This is a genomic window from Alkalilimnicola ehrlichii (assembly GCF_003399765.1).
Classification (GTDB): Bacteria; Pseudomonadota; Gammaproteobacteria; order Nitrococcales; family AK92; genus AK92.
The window spans coordinates 57,943-79,289 of the sequence record NZ_NFZV01000017.1; the positions used below are offsets into that span (position 1 = coordinate 57,943).

Below are 21,347 nucleotides of genomic sequence, written 5' to 3' on the forward strand. Positions count from 1 at the left end.
CGTTGCTCCCTTGGGTCTACGGCGGCCTTCTTGTCTAAAGCCAGCTTTGTATCTGGCGACCGACTAGGCTCGCGAGGGCCGCGATGTGCTCCGGACGGTCGTTCAGGCAGGGGATGTAGCGGAAGTTCTCGCCGCCGGCGTCCAGAAATAAATCCCGGTTTTCCATGGCGTTTTCTTCCAAGGTTTCCAAGCAATCGACGGCAAAACCGGGGCACACCAAGTCTACCTTACGAGTACCGCTGCGCGCCATTTTCTTCAGTGTCTTGTCCGTATACGGTTTGAGCCATTCCTTAGGCCCGAAGCGGGATTGAAAGGTCATCACCCACTCTTGCTCGTGCAGGCCGAGCTTAGCGGCGATCAGCTCCGCTGTGCGGGCGCACTGGTCGCGATAGGGGTCGCCCAAATCGACGTATTTACGCGGAATACCGTGAAAGGAGAGAACTAGTTTGTCGGCAGTACCGCGTTGTTCGCGGAACTCGCGAATACTATGCGCCATGGCCTCGATATAGCGCGCGTCGTCATGATAATCGCGGACGAAGCGAAGCTCGGGTAGGTTGCGTCGTTTGCGCAGCAGCTTGCTCACAGCGTCGAACGTCGATGCCGTGGTGGTTGCGCTGTATTGCGGATAAAGCGGAAGTACGAGCAGGCGTTCGACGCCGGCAGCCTCCAGCTCGGCCAATGCCTGCTCAAGCGAGGGGTTGCCGTAGCGCATGCCCAACGCCACCGGTATCGGCTGTTCGAACCGCTCGCGCAGCGCTTTTTGCAAGGCTGACGCCTGGCGGCGGGATATGGCGAGTAAGGGCGAGCCTTCCTCGGTCCATACCCGCCGATAGGCTTGCGCCGAACGGCGCGGGCGAGTCCGCAGGATGATGCCGTTGAGCACCAGCCACCACAGCGCACGCGGGGCTTCGACAATGCGGGGATCGCCAAGGAACTCCCTCAAGTAGCGTTTCAACGCTGCCGGGGTGGGTTCGTCGGGTGTCCCTAGATTGGTTAGCAGTACGCCGATGCGGCTGCCATGCGGCTCCGTATCCATTGCTTATCCCCGCGCCGGGTGGCTTTACGTTTATTCCTCTTCGCTTGCCGGTCGTGGGTGTAGCATGGCTGCTTCCACGGCGGCCAGAGCGCTCATGTTAACGATGCCGCGCACGGTAGTGGACGGCGTCAGAATATGAGCGGGCTTGGCGCTACCAAGCAAAATCGGACCAACCGACACGCCTTCCCCAATCGTTTTCAATAAGTTGAAGGAGATGTTCGACGCATCCAAGGACGGCATGATCAGCAGATTGGCCTGTCCCTTGAGGTTGGAGTTGGGGAAAATGCGGTCGCGGATCTGTTCGGAAATCGCTGCATCGCCGTGCATCTCGCCCTCGACTTCCAGCGACGGGTCGCGATCCTGAATCAGCTGCAAAGCCTCGCGCATTTTCTGCGCCGACGGGTAGTCGGAGCTACCGAAGCTGGAGTGCGACAACAGGGCGACTTTGGGCGTGATGCCGAAGCGGCGCACTTCGTCCGCGGCCAGTACCGTGGCTTCGGCGATCTGATGCGCGGTAGGATCGTGATTGACGTAGGTATCGCACACGAAGAAGGTGCCCTTAGGCACGATAAGACCGTTCATCGCGGCCATGTGGCGTACGCCCGGGCGCGGCCCGATGATCTGCTCGACGTAGCCCATCTGCCGGTGATAGCGGCCGACGAGGCCGGCCAGCATGGCGTCGGCCTCGCCGCGCCGAACCATAAGCGCCGCGATGACCGTGTTGCGGGTGCGTACGATCTGCCGCGCCCGCGCCGGGGTCACGCCCTTGCGCTCCATGATTTCGTGATATTGCTGCCAATACTTGCGGTAGCGCGGATCGTCTTCGGTGTCGACCAGCTCGAAGTCTTTGCCGGCTTCCAATCGCAGACCCAGTTTCCGGACCCGCATTTCGATGACTTTGCGCCGCCCGACGAGCACCGGAAAGCACAGCCCGTCGTCGACCACCGCCTGCACCGCGCGCAGTACGCGATCCTCTTCGCCTTCGGCGTAGACCACCCGGCGCGTGTCCTGCCGGGCGCGCTCGAAGATCGGCTTCATGACCAGGCCGGATTGGAATACGAACTGGTTGAGGTTGGCGCGATAAGCGGCGAAATCCTCGATCGGCCGGTTTGCGACGCCGCTTTCCATCGCCGCGCGGGCAACAGCCGGCGCGATTCGCGTAATCAGGCGCGGATCGAAGGGCTTTGGAATTAAGTATTCCGGGCCGAATTTCAGCGGCTTGCCGCCATAGGCCGCTACTACCACGTCGGAGGATTCCGCCATGGTCAGATCGGCAATCGCCCGGACGGCGGCTAGCTTCATTTCCTCGTTAATCGTGGTGGCGCCGACATCCAGCGCGCCACGGAAAATAAACGGGAAGCAGAGAACGTTATTGACCTGGTTCGGATAGTCCGAGCGGCCGGTAGCAATGATGCTGTCCGGGCGAGCCTCCTGGGCGACTTCCGGCAGAATCTCAGGAATCGGGTTGGACAGCGCCATGATGATCGGCTTGTCCGCCATCGTCTTGATCATGTCGGCGGTAACCAAGCCCGGACCGGACAGGCCGAGGAAGATATCCGCACCGACCATCGCTTCGCTCAGGGTGCGTGCTTCGGTGTCCGCGGCATAGATTTCTTTGCGCGGGTCCATGCCGTCTTTACGGCCTTTATAAATCACGCCGCGGGAGTCGCAGGCGATGATGTTTTCCGTCTTCAGCCCCATGCTGACCAAGAGGTCCATGCAGGCGATTGCCGCTGCCCCTGCGCCGGAGGTGACCAGGCGGACTTCTTCCATCTTCTTGTCTACCACGCGCAGGCCGTTGAGAACGGCAGCCGCGGTAATGATGGCCGTGCCATGCTGATCGTCGTGGAAGACGGGAATATTCATCCGTTCGCGCAGCGCCGACTCGACCTGGAAACACTCCGGAGCTTTGATGTCTTCCAGATTGATGCCGCCGAACGTAGGCTCCAGGCTGGCAATGATATCGACCAGCTTGGCCGGGTCGCGCTCGTCGATTTCGATGTCGAACACGTCGATCCCGGCGAACTTTTTGAACAGTACGCCTTTACCCTCCATCACCGGTTTCGCGGCGAGTGGGCCGATAGCGCCGAGGCCGAGCACGGCGGTACCGTTGGTAATCACGGCGACCAGGTTACCCCGCGAGGTGACGGTGGACGCTTCTTGCGGGTCGTCTACGATGGCTTCGCAGGCGGCCGCTACGCCAGGAGAGTAGGCAAGCGCAAGGTCGCGTTGGTTGGCCAGCGGTTTAGTGGGCGTTACTTGTATTTTGCCGGCGGGAGCTTGGCGGTGGTACTCGAGTGCGGCATCACGCAGATCGTCGGACATTTATTCTCTCCGGAATGCGGTGGCGGCTGAGGCATTGGGGGGCGGCAAGCATGACTCGACAAGGCCCGATTTGGCGATAGCCAACAGGCCTCTTGACAGAGCTTATGCTGGTCCCCCGCAAGCGCAGGCGCATAGTATAGAATGTCGGCCCTATACAAGGCCACAGGTATCGATGTGCAAGGCCTGTGGAATTCTCTCCTCCACCTATCTTCGCCGGCATGTGAGAAAACGTTCGGGCGGAGGCTTTCCGCCTTGTCCTTTTCCCAGCTGCTAGATAGGTGCATATTCGTGGTCTGCACACCATAAGGAAACACTGAGTAACTCCCTAGCAGGAAGCGGCAAAAGTCGCTCCTGGCCTTTGGGTCGTTAGCTACTTCAAGACCCACCCGGTAGGGATTGGTAAGGAAGTTACCTACTGTTTCCTTAAATCTATGATATACGCCCGGACGCATTCTTAGAAATAGCGCAAAGAAATGCTGATAGTTGTCTTAGGTAACGAGCTTATGACGCTAACCGCCTTGAGTCTTGCCGCGTTATTAAAATATAGTTAGATCAACAAGATCCTTTCCTATCTGGCACGCTCTCATGGTCGAGAGTGCGGAAAAGCGAATAATAAGAATGGAAATTGGAATGTCCCATGCAAGGAGAGCCCCGGTGCTTGCTTGTCAAGAAAATGCCGGTTTACCGTTGTCGGTCGGTGACGTGACATGATGCGGCTACCCTATCTTAAAGGCCATCAGCGCTCGGCGGAGGGCCTATATAAACAACGCCTCATGTTTCTTGGCCAGCCTTTTACCGAAGCAACGCTATTAGACAGCATAGAATCTCGCTTACGGCGAGACGTAACCGCGGTTGCGAAAGCTGGGTATCCGAAGGACGCGCCCAATAAACCGGCGGAAGTTTTCGTTGCTTGTGCGTGCGCCGGTTTTCGCCAAGACGCCGATGCCTGCGGGCCGGCGGTGGACTTGGCTAAGTGCTCGCCCGCACATACTCGCGCTGTTCTGGACGCCTGGATGCTCTGCTCGCCACCGAATCTCGACGATGAGTTTCTAGGCCTGGCGCGTGCCTATGCTCCATTAGGCCCCGGTTTGGTCGAGCTTTATCAGGCAACCGGGCGGACCATTGCCAACGACTCGATCGAGGCGCTTGAATCCCTGGCTACGGAGGATGCGGCATTAAGAGCGGCGTTATTGCATTACGCGGCCGTTCGAACCGATGCGCCCGTAGAGCACTTCGCCTCTTTCTACGACAGCCAGGATGAGCGCATCCAGCTCAGCGCCGTATGGGGAGCGCTACTAAGACATGACATAGACGCGAAGCAGATCGTCCGGAATAAGGCCCAACAGACGGAAAACGTAACTCAATGGGGACGTTTGCTCGCGCTGCTCGGCGAAGTCGAAGACTTGCCGTTGCTACAACGGCTTGCCGAGGTCGAGCCCAAACAGGGGCTGCCGCTTTTGGCCTTGCACGGGCGGCGGGAGAGCGTACCGCTATTGCTGCATGCCCTCACGAGCGCGGAAACCGCGGAATCGGCGGCATCGGCCTGGTATCGCTTATTCGGCATTAACTTACCGCAGAAGCCCCGTTTCGCGGTGGTTGATAACGCCGGTAAGGAAGAGGTGCCGGTTGGCGGAGAGACGGCGGATGCTTCGGCCGCCGAGATGCAGTGGGAGCAGATGCGCGAGCAGTGGCCTGACGATGAGCGTCGCTTATACGGCTGTAGCGTCAATGCCCCGAATCTTGCGAGCTTAGCTCTGCAGCGGGCCGGCGAGCAGGCCGTCGACTTGTTGGATTTGCTGCTATTCATCAGCGGCGGCCAAGTATATTGCCACCCCCGCTTATTTATCGAGATCCGACAAAGTCAGCTCTCAGCTTACGAAAAGCCTAGGAGTGAGGACGGTAAACATGCTTGAACTCGTTAATCGCAGCGATTGGCAGGCAGGTTTGTTTCCCGGCTGGAACATACAAGCGCGCCGCCAATTTACCCTGGTTGTGAAAGCGGGGTTTCAATTCGACGAAGCGGGCACGGTCGAGCCGCTCGAAGAAAGCGCGGCCATCGAACCAAGCGAGCGCTATTTTGATAAACCGGCTGAGAGTAGCCTTGCCGCTGCTCCCGATGTGGCGCCGTTCAAACTGGGGAGCGAGGTACTGCTTACCGGCACGGCATACCCGGCCAAGCAGGGCGCGCGGGCGGCGGAAACCGAGCTGGCCATTGATTTTGGTCGCGGCGAGCCCTGGAAAAAGCGGTTGCTTGTTATTGGCGCCTGGCACTGGGCCAGGCAATTTATATCCGCCGCCCCGAGCGATCCGGAGCCGTTGACGGCGGTGCCGCTGCGTTATGAATATGCCTACGGCGGTGTTGACGAAGGCCACGGCATCGCTTTTGCCGCCAATCCGGTCGGCCTCGGTTACAGCAAATTCGACCGGCGCCGCATTGGCCGGCCCTTGCCGCAAATAGGCCAGGGTAGGGAATTTGCTCGCAATCCCAGCAAACGAAAAAGCCCGGCGGGTTATGGCCCTTTACCTTACGACTGGTCCCCGCGTCGCGAGTTGCGTCCGGCCACGGACGAAGCGGCGGCGGATGCCGGCGCGTGCCCGATGATCCCTCCGTTACCCGCGGCGATGCACAACGCAGCACCCGTCGATCAGCGCTTCGACGAACCTTTTTGCGGCGGAGAAAACGTTCGTCTGAGCGGTTTCTTTGCCGAGCAACGCTCGGTACAGCTCGTGCTCCCAAGCCTCCGGCCTCACGCATGGCTGCGGGTTGGCGAGGCGTCGGAAGTTCTTAACCTTGTCTGTGACACGCTAGTGATCGACACCGATCTGCGGCAGTTTCACCTGGTCTATCGCGCCGCCATTCCGTGGCGGTGGCAGCCGCCAAAAGCGGTTGGGTCGTGCTGAGCGAGCGGATAACGAGTGACGGCGAAACGCGGAAGGAAACCGCCTAATGATACGTATCATCGGAGTTGGCACTGCAACTCAGGCCGGGAATCAGCCTTTCGCCGCCCTGGCGGCGCTTGCGACCAATAGAGTCGGGGCCCGGCCCGAAGCCGACAAACGCGCACCGGCCGTGCGTGGCGGCGAAAACGTGCCGATCCTAGTCGCTCGTGCCGGTACGGAAGACGTCTACGGGCCCGATTGGGAGGAGTTGCTGCTGCCTTCTCCCTATGACTCCCCGCCGCCGCTGGCGGATGACCACATCGTCCGGGAGTTTTATCTCGCCGACACTCCGCAAGAGCGGATGATGCGCTTAGCGCATTTCGCTCTGAAGCCGCTTCTGGCAAGCCTTCCCGACAGCGCCCTAACGGAATCCACTCTCGTCTATCTATTAGTACCGCCTCCCGACGTAACCCGCAGCCGAGGCGTTGACTGGGAGCACGTTATCGAGCGGCTGCGGGTGAGCAATCGAAGATTGGCTCCTTGCCAATTCCGCTGTGTGCCGCTGCAAGAAAGTGCGGCCGACGAGTTGAATAGCGTCCAGGCCGAACTGGCGGCAGGACACTGGCACACGGTGCTATTTGGCGGCGTAGACTCTCTGGTGGACGCTCGCACGCTATGGGAGCTTGCTCTGCAGGAGGGCCGCGCCGCGACGGAAGGCTCCGGTCAAGGTGTCGTTGCCGGCGAGGCCGCCGCTTTTATCGCCCTCAGCGGGGCGGATGCCGACGATGGCGCTACCCACAGCTACTTAGCCGCCGTCGCCAGCGAACCGGAGCCGAATGTCGGGCAGGCCGACGAACGGATTATGAGCGGGTTATATAACGCTGCCCGCCGAGCGCTGGAGCAAGCCGGATGGGTACCGCAGCGCGTCGATCAGGTATCGGTCAACCTGCAAGCCGAAGTCGTCGATGAATTGGAGTGGCATCAAGTCAGTCGGCGCTTATGGCGAGTCGCCGACGGCCTCCGGGCGCCCCCTTTACAACGTCCGGCGGCGGTCTTTGGCGATGTCGGCGTCGCTGCCTTGCCTTTGCAGCTGGCTTTGGCGGACGCGGAAATTCACTACCATAACGAGTGGCAACAATTTGGCGCTTATGCAACCCCGACGGCCATACTCATCTGCGAGGCGAGCGATAAGCCGGTACGCGGAGCGGTATGCCTACAAGCTATTTCATAACAACGAGGAAAGGAAACCATGGGCAACGTTCTGATTAACGGCCGGTCGGCCGTGCATGCCGGCTCCGGCGGCGTCGTAACCACCGTCGATGTCTGCCGAACACCCAGCGGCAAGGGAACGGACGATATTCCCTATACCAATGTCGCCCAGTCGGCGGATGCCGGCGGCACGGCATCGAGCGTCAAGATCAACGGCCATCCGGTCTGCGTGCGGAATTCGGTGTTCAGCAAAAGTATGGGGGACGAGGCCGGGCGCAAAGGCGGGATTGTCTCCGGTACCACGCAAGGGCAGGCCGAATTCGTGACGGCCTCGCCCAACGTTTTTATTGAAGGCGTACCGGCGGTGAGGATGGGCGACATGATGGTGTCCAACAACCGGAATACGCCGCCCGAGCCGTTGCAGCAGCCGGGCGGCACACCGCCTCCGGATTTGGCGGCCGGCGACCCGCAAGCGCAAGAGCCGGACGAAGGGCCGGACCATCACGGCCTGGAAATCAAAGGCGGCAATCTGCCCGGCCTGCGAGGCAGCGTCACCCTCGTGCAGCAGGGGGACGAGTAATGGCCGGGGCGACGGTACGCAGCCGCCCGCTGGGGGGCGGCGAAACCTGCGAAGCCGGCCCTGAAGGCATTGAGCGGCGCCGCATCACCTACAGACGCCTGGCGCACGGAAGCTATTACCTGGGGTTGAGGTATCGTGACAATCGAGCGCAGTACGGAATGCCTATTACGTCTGCGGGACCGCACGATGTTCGCGTGCAAGGTTGCGCGCTCGGCAGCTTTTGCGCGGCGCTGGCGGAGCGTCCCTATCCGGCGGAAGATTTCAGTTATTGGATCCCCATCGAGTTTTCCTCCAGCCGCTCGGAGCAAGAAGCGCTCACCGAGTGCCCGCGGACGACGGCCGTATTTCCGGTAACGAGACGCCTCGACGGCAAACTGACCCACCTGCGCGACGGCTGGCTGTATATTTTTCTCAACGGTCATTTATGGCGGGAAATATACTGCGACGGAGTCTTTAGCGAGTTTCGCGACGTCAACCTCGTCACGCAGCAGGGCAAGAACAGCCGCTCGGCCGACGGCGTCGAAGGTCAGCAGGATATGATCGTCCTGCCCGAATGGGAGCCCAAGCGCGCGCCCGAGGTTCATATGGCCTTCTCCGGTGTGCAATGGACGTGGGAATACATCTGCCGCCTCGGCGGCATGGGCTCGGACGATCCGCGTTACATTCCCGCTTTGCAGGAACGTTTCGCCGATATAGAGGTAGATGAAGATTTACGGGGCCGGCGTTTGCAGCCGGTAAAGCTGAGCGAGTACGATCCAAGCCGTAACGCCGACATCCTCGCCGACACGCTTGTACCCGTTGCGCAAGCCCACGAAGACTCCAACCTTAACGGACCTTCCGGGGTGCCCCTCTTGCACGGTTTGACGCGCCGATCGCATAACGGAGAGCGCCTCTACCTCGACAGCGGTTTGCCGACCTTAGTGCTGCACGACCCGATTGGCGAGGCCCGCCGCCTGAGCACGCGTTACCTACGCCGCTGCCTAAACTTGGCCAAATGGTCGCAGGAGAATGCGCGCAAGCGGTTGGTTGCGGGCTACGTTTCCGAAATCGTCAAGCATAATGGCTCGTACAAAGATCGCATCGACGAAGCCCATCTCTCGGTTTTTACCCGTAATTACGAGGATGGGCTTAAATCCCGTACCGAGCAGCAGAGCGACGCCTGCGACGAGTTGGTGAACTACTTACGCCGACCCGGCGGCCCCGAGAGCGTCGAGACGGCTTTTCTCGATTACCAGCTGGAAGAGGCCGAGCGGCGGCGGGAATGTCGCGCCCAGGGCGAGGAAGGTTTGGCGCTGTGGGCGGAGTTGATCGAAAGCCTCGCCCACGTCGAGATCGGCAAAACATACTTAGAAGAGCAGCTTGCCGAGCCGGACAGTTTAACCCGCAAGGCGCTAAGGGTTGTCGATAATGCCGACCTGGAGGAGCTGGATGCGGAGCGGCCGGAACCTGAAACACCGTCGCTCGACCCCGCCCACTGGCCGGCGGCCGAGGGTGTCAGGGAGCGGGTCAAACGCGCGCTTTCGGTGACCGAAAAGTCGTATAAGGCGGTAGAAAGCCTACTCTCCACCTTGGCCCGCCCCTTTGCCGAGGCTAACCGTCATTGGGACGAGGTCCGGCCGATGTTGGAGCGACTGTACGGCGTGCGAATTACGGAGCAAGCGCTAAGCTACAGCGTCTGGCGCCGCATACACCTGCCGGGCCCGCCGTCGAATTTCGGCTCGCAACTCGCCATCGCCGTCAAGCCGGAAGCCGGCGTCTCGGGGCGTGCCGATCCGCCGGTGCGGGTAATCAACTTCAACGGTATCTCCGTCTTATCGCAGCGCTCCAAGGAGTTTCTGGATCGGGTGCCGATCCGGTTCGTCAACGCCATCCAGGTGATTAGCCTGACGATGAGCTGGCGCGACCTGGTCGAGAACGGTGTCGAGACGCGTGCCGATCAATTCGCCATGATCCAGACCCTACTCGACACCGTCGCCACGGCGATCGCTTTGCGGCAGGTTTATGTCGGCATGTTTCGCCCGGAGTTGGCGACCAGCATGCTAACCCGCACGCTCGGCGCCACCATCGGTCTGGGCGCGAATGTGTTCGGCGTTCTGTCGGATCTTGAGAAGATGGGAGAGCAGAACGACGAACTGGAAAGGCAGGCAGCCGGGTCCTACGCAGTCAGCGCTGCGGGGACTGCGATTGCGATTGCCGGCATGATCATTACCTTGTCCAATCCGGCCGGCTGGATCTTGATCCTGGCCGGTACGGTGGTGACGATCGGCGGCATTCTCAGCCTGAACTGGACCTTACCGACGCCGATGGATCTGTGGCTGCAATATTGCACGTTCGGCAAGTACCCCTACGGCGAGGGCTTTGCCGAAGCCGGCGGGCAGATGGCGGACGACGCGCCCTACCCGCGCTGGGCGGACGACCCAGAAGCCGAGCTGTACGCGTTGTATCGCCTTATTTACAGCGTTGTGGCGCAGATGCATTGGCGGCCGCGAGAGCGCCCGGTCAACGGTTTGTCGGTGATGGCGACCTTAAGGAACTTCGACCCGGACCATGGCCGGGTGTACCTGTCGGTGCGCGTTCGCGAAACGGACGGCGAGGGCGAGCCGCGCTGGCGGACCCTCACCGATCGCGAGGAGCGCTTTCGCGCCGGGGTGGTCGAGCAGTTGAGCGACGAGGAGCGCGGCTTTTTAACCCTGAGCTGGCGCCTGGAAGACATCGATCTTCCCAGGGCCGCCGACTATGCCGTCGCCCAGGTGACGCTGGACCCCTACGGCAACGGGCGTTACCTGCTGCCGGACGAGCATGGCATGCGTTTGACCGCGACCCGTTATCAGTCGAGCCCGGTCACCCGCTCGCTGGATTTGCCGTGACGGGCCTCTAAGCTTGCCGCCGGCATTCGTTCCACCTGCGGCAAAGCTTACGGCCCCCATACCGGATCGCCGGAAGACCAGCTGGGGTCGGAGAGGGCGATGACCTCGCCGGTGGCTTCGTTGAGTAGGTGGACACGTTGCTCGGTGAGGAGGCGGGTAACCTCGCTGAACGCGATGATGCCGTCGATGCCGGTGCTGTCGGCGTAGGTGATCCAGCCACGGGTTTGGTAGACCGTTTCGGCGGCGCCGGTGGTCAAGTCGATGCGGCGGATCTCGCATTCCCGCACATTCGGGATGCTGCCTCGGCACCAACTGTAATAGGCGGCGTCGCCGCCCGGCGAGTAGAAGGGATCTCTTAGCACCCTGCCCAGGTTGTCTTCTTGAAAAAGGACGGTGTGCCGGTTGTCGTTAATCGACGTTTCGACGATTTTGGTATCGTCCACGTGATAGATCAGACGATCTCCGTCGGGGTGCCAGCGGGGGTGCGCGCACACCTTGCCGGGGCAGTCGAGCCGGTGCGGGTTGCTGCCGTCAGCGTCCCGCAGATAAAGGTCGGCGCGCTCTGTCCCCTCGCCGATCCAGGCGAAGTAGGCGATCCGGCTGCCGTCGGGCGAGTAGCGCGGGTACATCTCCCGGCGATGCTGCCGGTGCAGCGGCGAGTGGCTGCCGGAATCGAGATCGATTTGGGTCAGGGTGCGTACTAGGTGGCCGGTCTCGCCGACGGTGACGTGGCCGAGCAGGTGCGCGCCGTCGGGGGCGAAGTCCATGGCGGCGATCTGGTCGGGTACCGCCAAGGTGCGTTGGCGGCCGCTTGCGAGGTCGACGATAACGATCTCGAAAGTTTCCATGTTGCGGTTGCGGGTGTAGCTGAGCTGACCGTGCAGCGCCACCCCTTCCAGCGCGACCTCGGCCGTTGGCGCGCGCTCGCAGCCGCCGAGCAGGAGCATGAAGCAGGCAAGGCCGCAGACGAAAAGAAGCCTCATGATGTCCTATCCTTATTTGTTTTTTCCTATCGCGGATGGAGTTTAGCAACTCCGGGCGCCATAGGGGAGCGGCGGTATTCCCGGCCTGAACGGAACCTTGCCGACGCCGATGGATCGGTGGCTGCAGTTGAGTACGTTCGGCAGCCCCCTACGGCAACGGGCGTTACCTGCTGCCGGACGAGCATGGCATGCGTTTGACCGCGACCCGTTATCAGTCGAGCCCGGTCACCCGCTCGCTGGATTTGCCGTGATAGGCCTCTCAGCTTGCCGCAGGCACTTCGCCCGCGGCAAGTTCAAGGTTTACGGCCCCCACACCGGGTCGCGGGAAGACCAACTGGGATCGGAGAGGGTAATGACTTCGCCGCTGGCTTCGTTGAGTAGGTGCACGAGCTGCAAGGGGCGGAGGCGCGGCCCTTCGCTGAAGGTAATCACGCCGTCGATGCCGGTGCTGTCGGCGTAGGTGATCCAGCCACGGGTCTGGTAGACCGTTTCGGTGGCGCCGGTGGTCAAGTCAATGCGGCGGATCTCGCTTTCCCGCACATTCGGGGGGCTGCCTCGACGCCAACTGTAATAGGCGGCGCGCCGCCCGGCGAGTAAAACGGGTGCCTTAACTCCCTGCCCAGGTTGTCTTCTTGGAAGAGGACCGTGTGCCGGTTGTCGTTAAGCGACGTTTCGACGATTTTGGTATCGTCCACATGGTAGATGAGGCGATCCCCGTCGGGGTGCCAGCGGGGGTGCGCGCACACCTTGCCGGGGCAGTCGAGCCGGCGCGGGTTGCTGCCGTCGGCGTCCCGCAGGTAAAGGTAGGCGCGCTCCGTGCCCTCGCCGACCCAAGCGAAGTAGGCGATCCGGCTGCCGTCGGGCGAGTAGCGCGGGTACATCTCGTTTTGATGGAAGCGCTCGAAGGCGCTGTGCTCGGCGGAACCGAAATCGATTTTAGTGAGAGTGCGCATTGTCTGGCCGACATCGCCGACGGTGACGTGGCCGAGCAGGTGCGTGCCGTCGGGGGCGAAGTCCATGGCGGCGACCTGGTCGGGCACGGCCAAGGTGCGTTGGCGGCCGCTTGCGAGGTCGACGATAACGATCTCGAAGGTTTCCATATTGCGGTCGCGGATGTAGCTGAGCTGACCGTGCAGCGCCACCCCTTCCAGCGCGACGTCGGCCGTTGGCGCGCGCTCGCAGCCGCTTAGCAGGAGCATGAAGCAGGCAAGGCCGCAGGCGAAGACGTGTCTCATTTGAATTATTTTCCTTTCCATGGCGACAGGCCTATTTTAAGCCAGTTAATCGTTAAATGGCTTATGGCAGGCTACCGAAGGCGTATTGTCGGCCTTCCGCTTAAGGCGCTTGCGTTTCTCTCGGCTGAGGAACAAGCTTTAAGAAAACGCTTAACAATAACGTTAATTAAAGAAGGAAAATAACGAATGAGCCTTCTCCGGGGGTGGGGAGTCGTCGCGGTGGCGGCTTTGTGGTTATTGGCGGCAGGTTGCGAGCGGCAAGCGCCGGAGCCTTTGGCGGTAGAGGCGTCCGAGTGGCACGCCTACATCGATCGGCACTCGGCCGGTGGCGTTTCCGCCGTGCAGCCGTTACGGGTTCGCTTTAACACAGCAATGGTTGAGCCTGCCCAGGTGAATCGGCCCTTGGAGGCGGGCGTTGCGCTTTCCCCGCAGGTGCCGTTCGAGGCGATGTTTACCCGGGTTGACGAGCTTTCGATCACGCCCCGGCGCGCACTGCAACCGGGGCAGGAATACGAGGTGACGCTAAACCCGGCGTTGGCGCCCGGTATTGAGGTCGGCGGCGATTTTCGCTTCCGCGTCGTTGTCCTGCAGCAGGCTATGGACCTGCGTCTGCACGGTTTGGTGCCGAGCGGGGAGCCTGGGCGGATGCGCCTGCGCGGGCAGTTGATCACGGGGGATGCGGCGCCGGAAGCTGGCGTGGCGCGGGTGATTACCGCTACCCAAGAGGGGCGCTCCCTGCCCGTGAGTTGGGAGCATGCGCCGGACCGGCGCTATCACGAATTTACGGTTGCCGATATCGAGCGCGGCGCGCAGGCGAGCCGGGTGCTCATTCGCTGGGACGGCAGCGCCGTCGGTGCCGAGCAGCAAGGCGAGCGCGAGCTGGCGGTGCCCGGCAGCGAAGAATTTGCCGTGACCGGCGTCCGCGTGGCGACCGAAGGTAGTCGGCATATCGTCGTGACGTTCTCCGAGTCGCTCGATGCGCGCCAGAACCTGTCCGGCTTGGTGCGGATCAACGGAGCCCACGTGCGGACGCAGGTCGATGGCGGGACCTTGCGCGTATATCCGCGCTCGCAGGTCGTCGGTGCCGTGACGCTGCGGCTGGAAGGCGGGGTACGTAGCGCCGCGGGCGCACGCCTGGGCGAAGCATTCGAGCGCGAGCTGGTGTTGATGAGCCTGCGGCCGGGGGTGCGGTTTGTCGGTAAAGGCGTCATTCTGCCCGAGGCGGAGCATCTAACCGTCCCGTTCGAGGCGGTGAACGTGAGTTCCGTGACCGTGACGGGCTTGCAGATCTACCGCGATAACATCGGACAGTTCCTACAGAATAACACGCTGGACGGCGAGCGCGGCCTGCGCAACGTCGGCCGTTACGTTTGGCGGAAGGAAATTCCACTCAGCAGTTTGCCGCGCGACGAGTGGCAACGTTACTTGCTGGATGTCAGCGAGTTGGTAGGCGAACAGCCGGGCGCTTTGTGGCGGTTGTCGCTCAGTATCGAGCGTTCGCAGGCATTGTTCGATTGTGGCGACGAGCATATTGCTGAGCCGCGGCCGGCCGCGGCACCCTTGCCGAATTGGGAGGGGCCGGGAGAGGTGGCCGCCAGCGGTTGGGACGGCATTGAGCAGTGGTACTCCGCTAGCGGCTACGTCACCTACAGCGACCGCCAAAACCCCTGCAAAGACGCTTACTACGAGTTTGCTCAGGAGGCTCGTTCGGAGCGTAATTTCCTCGCATCCAATCTCGGTCTTTTGGCTAAACAGGGCAGCGACGATACGCTGCATGTGGTGGTCTCCGACCTGCGGCGCTCGACGGTAGTGAGCGGTGCCGAAGTCGATGTTTTTAACTATCAACAGCAACGTATCGGCCGCGGCGTGACCGATGAGCATGGGATGTTATCGGTCGCGCTCGAAGGCGTGCCGTTTTACCTCGCCGCGCGCGCCGGCGACGAGCGCGGTTATCTGAAACTTGCCCGCGGCCTGGCCTTGCCGACCAGTCAGTTCGACGTCGGCGGTGAGAAGGTGCGGGATGCGATCAAGGGCTTCATTTACGGCGAGCGCGACGTGTGGCGGCCCGGCGACGAGATTCATCTCACGTTCGTGCTGGAGGACCGCGACGGCCGCTTGCCGCAGGGCCACCCGGTGAGTTTGGAGCTGTACGACCCGCGCGGTAACCGGACCGTCAGCCGGACGAATAGCCAGCCGGTGGGCGATTTTTATACCTTTACCTTGCGCACCGAGGAGCACGCGCCGACCGGTCGTTGGCGGGCGGTGGCTCGTGTCGGCGATCGGGTATTCGATACGCCGATTCGTATCGAAACCGTGGTCCCGAACCGGTTGCGGGTCGAGCTGGAGCTTGAGGACGAGGCGCTTCGGGTCGACCGGCCCGCGACGGCAACGCGCTTATTCGCCGAATGGTTGAGCGGGGCTTCGGCGGCCGGTTTGAAAGCGGACGTGCAAGTCCGTTTGGCATCCCGTGCGACCCGCTTTAGCCGGTTTCAGAATTTTCAGTTCGACGACCCGGCGCGCGAGTTCCAAGGCGAACCGCAGACGGTCTTCGAAGGCAAGCTGGATGCCGAGGGCAAGGCGCGATTCCCGGCGCAGCTCATGCCCGGCAACCCCTCGCCCGGTATGCTGCGAGCCACGTTCACCAGTCGCGTGTTCGAAGAAGGCGGGAATTTCAGTACCCAAAGCCAAGCCTTCGATTACCATCCCTACCCTACTTACGTCGGCCTGCGCCTGCCGCCGGGCGACGAGTCGCGCAATATGCTGCTGACCGACACCGATCATACGGTCAGGATCGCCACCCTGGACAACCAGGGCGAGCCGGTTGCGCGCGACAATCTGGAAGTGGCCTTGTACAAAATTTCCTGGCGCTGGTGGTGGGATAAGAGCGGCGAGTCGCTGGCTCGCTATGCCAGTGCGGCGGGGAATGTGGCCGTTGAGCAGGGTCGCGTCAGCACCAATGCCGAGGGCGAAGGAGAGTGGACCTTACGCGTTAACTATCCGGCCTGGGGGCGTTACTTGTTGCGGGTGTGCGATGCCGACGGCGGCCATTGTACCGGCCAGGTGTTCTACATCGACTGGCCCGGCTGGGCCGGCCGAGCGCAAGAGGAGCGCGGCGACGGTGCCAGCCGGCTGACGCTGTATACCGATCGCGCCCGCTATGAGGTCGGAGATGTGGCGACCGTGCAGTTACCGCCTGCCGGTCAAGGCAGAGCGCTCGTCAGCGTCGAAAACGGCAGCCGCATGCTGGCTGCCTACTGGCTTGAGTTGGCCGCAGAGCAGACGACTTTCGAGCTGCCGATTACCGCTGAGATGGCGCCGAACGTGTATGTGAGCGTTACGTTGTTGCAGCCTCACGAGGGGCGGGATAACGACCGGCCGCTGCGCTTGTTCGGTATTGTGCCGATCATGGTGGAAGACCCCGGCACCCATCTGGCGCCGCAGCTATCGCTGCCGGAGGAGGTCGCGCCGCGGGTGCCGTTTACCGTCGAGGTCGCCGAGCGCGACGGGCGGCCAATGACCTACACCCTGGCGGTGGTCGACGAAGGTTTGCTGGGGCTGACTAATTTCCAAACCCCAAATTTGCACCGTTTCTTCTATCAGCGGGAAGCGCTGGGGGTGCGGACCTGGGATTTGTTCGACGAAGTTGCCGGGGCCTATAGCGGCGAGTTGGAACGCTTGCTCGCCATCGGCGGTAGCGATGTCGCCGAGGAAGACGACGAAAGTCGACGCAAACGGCGTTTCCCGCCGGTCGTGAAGTTCCTCGGTGCGCATCGGCTTGAGGCGAATGCGACCCAGACTCACGAGATCGAGTTGCCTCAGTATCTGGGGGCCGTGCGGGTAATGCTAGTGGCGGGCGATCAAGGCCGCTATGGCCGCGCCGAGCAGACCGTGCGGGTGCGGGAAGCCTTATCTTTGCTGCCGACCTTGCCGCGCTTGGTGCGTCCGGGCGAGCGTTTTATCGTGCCGGTGCATGTCTTCGTTACCGACGAGCGACTCGGCGAGGTGGAGGTTAGCCTGGCGGGAGGCGAGTATTTTAACGTCTTGGATGAGCCGGTGCAGCTGAGCTTCGACGGTGCCGGCGAGGCTATCGCACGGCTGGCGATCGAGGTCGGCGATCAAGTGGGCACCGGCACTTTGCGGATCGAGGCGCGGGCCGGCGCTACGGTGGCCGTCGAGGAGGTCCATCTGCCGGTGGTTAGCGCTAATCCGGCCAGCGTCGAGCGGGTGCATGCCGAGTTGGCGCCCGGCGAGGTGTGGTCGCACGCGTTCTTGCCGCACGGCTTGCCGGGTACCAATACTGCGAGCCTGGAGCTGAGCGCTATCCCGCCGCTTAACCTGGGCGAACGGCTCGATTACCTACTGCGTTATCCGCACGGCTGCGGCGAGCAAGTCGCGTCGGCTGCTTTCCCGCAATTGTATCTGCCTGCCCTGCTGAAGCTGGGCGAGGACGATCGGGCGCGGGTCGATACGAATGTGCAGGCCGCGATCGACCGATTGCGCGGTTACCAGAACAGCGATGGCGGTTTTTCCTATTGGCCTGGCAGCGGGGGGAGCCACGACTGGGTCAGCAGCTATATCGGCCATTTCATGCTTGAGGCCTCTCGGCTGGGGTATGCCGTGCCGCCGCAAGTGCTGGAGCAATGGCGGGAATATCAGGCGGCGCAGGCACGCGGTTACCTCGCCGGTAACGATCAAGGCCGGTTGGCGCATGCGTACCGTTTGTACACGTTGGCGCGGGCGCAGCAGCCGGAGATGGCGGCCATGAACCGCTTGCGGGAGAATGCCGCCCTCGACGGCGTGGCGCGCTGGCAGTTGGCAGCGGCCTACCTGCAAGTGGGCCTGCCGGATGCGGCCGCCGACTTGATCGGTAGCATGCCGCGTCCGCCCGCAGCGTATGAGGAGCCGGGTGCGACCTTCGCCTCGACGCTGCGCGACGAGGCGTTGCTGTTGCCGGTACTCCGGGGCTTAGAGAGAAACGATGAGGCGGCTGCACTGGCCGAACGGATGGCGGATGGCTTGGCCAGTCGCCAGTGGTATAGCACGCACTCCTTGGCTTGGGCTTTGTCGTCTTTGGCTCAGCACTACGGTGTTGCCGAGACCGAGCGCTTTGCTTTCGCCTGGCGCCAGGGCAAGTCGAAGTGGCAGCAGGAGGAAAGCGATCAGCCCTTGTTGCAATGGGCGTTAGCGCCCGAGCCGGGGCCGGTGGCGGTGCGTAACGATACCGAGCAACCCCTGTTCGTGGTGCTGAGCAACACCGGCGTGCCGGCGGCAGGCGAGGAAACGGCGCGCTCGGCCGGCTTGACCTTAAGCGCGCAGTTCGTCGACCGGGAAGGCAAGCCGGTGGCCGTTGAGCGCTTGCAACAAGGGCGCGACGTTCACGTGCAAGTGCAGGTAGTGAACCGTAGCGGCCGCCGACAGGAGAACATTGCGCTGACGCAGATTTTCCCTAGCGGTTGGCAGATCAACAACGCGCGCTTGGCCGGCGCCGACGAGGGCGAGATCGTCGACTACCAAGACATCCGCGACGACCGGGTGCTGAGCTATTTCGGGCTGGAGGCGGACGAAGCCATCAGCTTGACGGTGTCGGTCAACGCGAGCTTCGCGGGGCGCTTCTATCTGCCCGGCTGGCAGGTCGAAGCGATGTACGATGCCGCCGTGCACGCGAGCACCGAAGGCCGTTGGGTTGAGGTGGTTGCCGATTAATGGCGAGTAAGGCGGTCGCGGGGGAGCCCGTCGCCCAGCGTAAGCCGCATGGCGGGTGGTGCCTCTGGCTACCGTTGTTGGCGGTATTGGCGAGCGGGGCGATCTACGCCCTGCTCTATTGGCCGTTACCGGAGCCGTTGCTGGACAGCCGTTACGCACGCGCCCTGATCGACCGCGACGGGCGCTTGCTGGGGGCCAGTATCGCCGCCGACGAGCAATGGCGCTTCGAACCTTTGGAGGAGGTGCCGCCGCGTTTTGCCGAAGCCTTGCTGGCATTCGAAGACCGACGCTTTACCCGCCACTCGGGCATCGATCCGGTGGCTATCGTGCGGGCAACGCGGGATAACCTGCGCGCGCGCCGCGTTGTCAGCGGCGGCAGTACGTTGACGATGCAGCTCGCACGTCAGGTGGCCGGCCATTCGGAGCGTACTCTTGGGGCGAAGCTTTACGAAGCATGGCTTGCGCTGCGTATCGAGCGCCGCTATAGCAAGGATGAAATTCTGGCTTTGTATGCAAGCCACGCCCCGTTCGGCGGTAACGTGGTGGGTCTGCCGGCGGCGAGCTGGCGTTACTTCGACCGTCCGCCGGAGGAGCTTAGCTGGGCGGAGGCGGCTGTGTTGGCCGTCTTGCCCAACAGTCCGGGGCTTATGCACCCGGGGCGCAATCGCGATGCGCTCAAGGCAAAGCGCGATCGTTTGCTGACACGGCTGCACCAGAAAGGCCTCCTCAGCGAGTTGGATTACCGCTTGGCGTTGGCGGAGCCGCTGCCGGCGGCGCCGCGTCCGTTGCCCCGGGCGGCGCCGCATTTATTAGCCACCTTAAGTAGCCGTCATCCCGAGCAGGCTCGTTTTCACACCAGCCTCGATCGGACGTGCAAACCGCCGTTGTCGCCATCGCGGCGCGCGAAGGCAGGCGGCTTACGCGCTCAGGCATTCAGGACTTGAGCGTGTTGGTGATCGACCACCGCACGTTGACGGTTATCGCCTATGTCGGTAATCACGGCGGCGGCGACCCCCACCGCGACGGGGCCGCCGTCGACGTGATTCAGCGCCCGCGCAGCAACGGCAGCTTGTTAAAGCCGTTTTTGTACGCGTTGATGTTGCAGGAGGGCTTGCTGGTGCCCTCGACTCTGGTGCCGGACGTGCCGACGAATTTTGCCGGTTACGCACCGGAGAACTTCGACCGCCAACACCGCGGTGCCGTGGCGGCGAGTACGGCGCTGGCTCGCTCGCTCAATGTGCCGGCGGTGCACATGCTGCGCGAATACGGCGTCGAGCGTTTTCACGACCAACTGCAAAGCTTGGGTAAGACAAGCTTGTTTCGGCCGGCCGACGACTACGGCCTGGCGCTGATTCTCGGCGGCTCGGAGAGTACCCTGTGGGAGCTTGCCGGGATGTACGCCAACCTCGCGGCCGTCGCGCGGGATGGCGAGCGGCATCGTTACCGGATGCCGACCTTGCTGGTCGATACCTCCTCGACTGCCGCGGCCGCTTACGGGCCTATCGATCAAGGTGCCGCCTGGCTTACCTTGCAGGCGCTGACCGATGTGGTGCGTCCGGAGCAAGAGCGTGCCTGGCAGCAGTTTCAATCGACCCAAACGGTGGCTTGGAAAACGGGCACCAGCTTTGGGCTGCGCGACGGCTGGGCGATTGGGAGTAACGGGCGCTATACGGTCGGGGTGTGGACCGGCAACGCCATCGGCGAGGGCGTGCCCGCGCTAACCGGTACCACGGCCGCTGCGCCGGTGATGTTCGAGGTGTTCAGCCTGTTGGGGCCGACGCGTTGGCTGGAGCCGCCGCTAGGGGCTTTAAAGACGGTGCGCGTTTGTCAGGCCGATGGTTATCTGGCCGCGGGCGATTGCCCTTCGCGTCCGGAGTGGGCTCCTCGGCGGAGCCACTTCGAGCGCGTTTCGCCGTATTATCGCCAGGTGCACGTGGATGCACGGGGTGCGCGCGTCCACGCCGGTTGCGAGGCGCCGGCCGCCATGCACGGGCGGGCTGTTTTCGTCTTGCCGCCGACGATGGAGTATTTCTGGCGCTTGCAGCGGCCCGATTATCAAAGCCTGCCCTCCTGGCGAGAGGATTGTCTGGCAAGCCTTGCCGATTACACCGACGATAAGCCGCTCGATTTGATCTATCCGCAGGAAGGAGCCAGGGTTCTGCTTCCTGTGGATCTGGACGGTTATCTCGGGCGGTTTCTGTTGCGTGCCGTGCATCGGGACCCGGCGGCCACCGTGCATTGGCATCTGGGCGGCTCTTATCTGGGCGCGACGCGGCATTTTCATGTGCAGGAAGTGAGTCTGGAGCCAGGCTGGCACCGGCTGGTGCTGGTCGACGATCTGGGGCGGCAGCAGACGCGTTGGTTTCAGGTGTTAGCGCGTTGAGGAAGCGCTAACTAAGCTTCTCGCGCCTCTCGCCAAGCGGGATGATCGGGGGTAATTTGTAAAGTTGACGGTTTTATCATGTTTTTTCGTCATTTCCGCTAGAATCGCATAAGCAAACACTGCATGATTGCTGGGAAACGCTACCA

The 21,347-nt window shown here is 62.4% G+C and carries 14 protein-coding genes; 9 read left to right on the top strand and 5 right to left on the bottom strand.

Annotated features, from left to right (window positions below):
* Positions 1-34: 34 nt before the first annotated feature.
* Both hemH and CAI21_RS15445 read right to left on the bottom strand, forming a co-directional pair.
* Complete coding sequence (gene hemH, locus CAI21_RS15440) at positions 35-1,036, bottom strand: ferrochelatase (RefSeq protein ID WP_116303112.1); 1,002 nt, start codon at positions 1,034-1,036, stop codon at positions 35-37.
* 30 nt (positions 1,037-1,066) lie between these two features.
* Complete coding sequence (locus tag CAI21_RS15445; RefSeq protein WP_116303113.1) at positions 1,067-3,361, bottom strand: NADP-dependent malic enzyme; 2,295 nt, start codon at positions 3,359-3,361, stop codon at positions 1,067-1,069.
* A 707-nt stretch (positions 3,362-4,068) separates the two neighbouring features.
* On the opposite strand from CAI21_RS15445, the gene CAI21_RS15450 reads away from it, so the two are divergent.
* Genes CAI21_RS15450 through CAI21_RS15470 form a run of 5 tightly spaced genes read left to right on the top strand, consistent with a single transcriptional unit; the run spans position 4,069 to position 10,897 of the window.
* Positions 4,069-5,274 (top strand): hypothetical protein, encoded by a 1,206-nt coding sequence (locus CAI21_RS15450; protein WP_116303114.1) that lies wholly within the window; start codon positions 4,069-4,071, stop codon positions 5,272-5,274.
* Positions 5,267-6,262 carry a DUF2169 family type VI secretion system accessory protein gene (locus CAI21_RS15455; protein ID WP_116303115.1) on the top strand — a complete coding sequence of 332 codons (996 nt, stop codon included), beginning with the start codon at positions 5,267-5,269 and terminating at the stop codon, positions 6,260-6,262. The genes CAI21_RS15450 and CAI21_RS15455 overlap by 8 nt, the downstream gene beginning before the upstream one ends.
* A gap of 46 nt (positions 6,263-6,308) precedes the next feature.
* On the top strand, positions 6,309-7,472 hold the full coding sequence (locus CAI21_RS15460) for a hypothetical protein (protein WP_116303116.1): 1,164 nt from the start codon (positions 6,309-6,311) through the stop codon (positions 7,470-7,472).
* Between the two features lie 18 nt (positions 7,473-7,490).
* A complete protein-coding gene (locus tag CAI21_RS15465) occupies positions 7,491-8,030 on the top strand; it encodes a DUF4150 domain-containing protein (protein ID WP_116303117.1) in 540 nt (179 codons plus the stop codon).
* Positions 8,030-10,897 carry a toxin VasX gene (locus CAI21_RS15470; protein WP_116303118.1) on the top strand — a complete coding sequence of 956 codons (2,868 nt, stop codon included), beginning with the start codon at positions 8,030-8,032 and terminating at the stop codon, positions 10,895-10,897. Before CAI21_RS15465 ends, CAI21_RS15470 begins: the two co-directional genes overlap by 1 nt.
* A 47-nt stretch (positions 10,898-10,944) precedes the next feature.
* On the opposite strand, the gene CAI21_RS15475 is transcribed toward CAI21_RS15470, so the two are convergent.
* The 3 genes from CAI21_RS15475 to CAI21_RS15485 form a co-directional block, all read right to left on the bottom strand.
* Positions 10,945-11,880: a TolB family protein gene (locus CAI21_RS15475; RefSeq protein WP_116303119.1), complete on the bottom strand. Its 936-nt coding sequence runs from the start codon at positions 11,878-11,880 to the stop codon at positions 10,945-10,947.
* Between the two features lie 300 nt (positions 11,881-12,180).
* Positions 12,181-12,420, bottom strand: coding sequence for a hypothetical protein (locus CAI21_RS15480; protein WP_116303120.1), 240 nt, complete (start codon positions 12,418-12,420; stop codon positions 12,181-12,183).
* Positions 12,387-13,115, bottom strand: a complete 729-nt coding sequence (locus CAI21_RS15485) for a TolB family protein (protein WP_181919466.1) — start codon at positions 13,113-13,115, stop codon at positions 12,387-12,389. The genes CAI21_RS15480 and CAI21_RS15485 overlap by 34 nt, the downstream gene beginning before the upstream one ends.
* On the opposite strand from CAI21_RS15485, the gene CAI21_RS23255 reads away from it, so the two are divergent.
* The 4 genes from CAI21_RS23255 to CAI21_RS24070 are packed head-to-tail and all read left to right on the top strand — an operon-like array spanning position 13,107 to position 21,201.
* A complete protein-coding gene (locus tag CAI21_RS23255; protein WP_181919467.1) occupies positions 13,107-13,298 on the top strand; it encodes a hypothetical protein in 192 nt (63 codons plus the stop codon). The two genes, CAI21_RS15485 and CAI21_RS23255, sit on opposite strands and share 9 nt — an antisense overlap.
* A gap of 3 nt (positions 13,299-13,301) precedes the next feature.
* Positions 13,302-18,818: an alpha-2-macroglobulin family protein gene (locus CAI21_RS15490; protein WP_116303122.1), complete on the top strand. Its 5,517-nt coding sequence runs from the start codon at positions 13,302-13,304 to the stop codon at positions 18,816-18,818.
* A complete protein-coding gene (locus tag CAI21_RS24065) occupies positions 18,818-19,762 on the top strand; it encodes a transglycosylase domain-containing protein (RefSeq protein ID WP_220348488.1) in 945 nt (314 codons plus the stop codon). Before CAI21_RS15490 ends, CAI21_RS24065 begins: the two co-directional genes overlap by 1 nt.
* Positions 19,690-21,201, top strand: coding sequence for a penicillin-binding transpeptidase domain-containing protein (locus tag CAI21_RS24070; protein WP_220348490.1), 1,512 nt, complete (start codon positions 19,690-19,692; stop codon positions 21,199-21,201). The genes CAI21_RS24065 and CAI21_RS24070 overlap by 73 nt, the downstream gene beginning before the upstream one ends.
* The last annotated feature ends 146 nt before the right edge of the window (positions 21,202-21,347 follow it).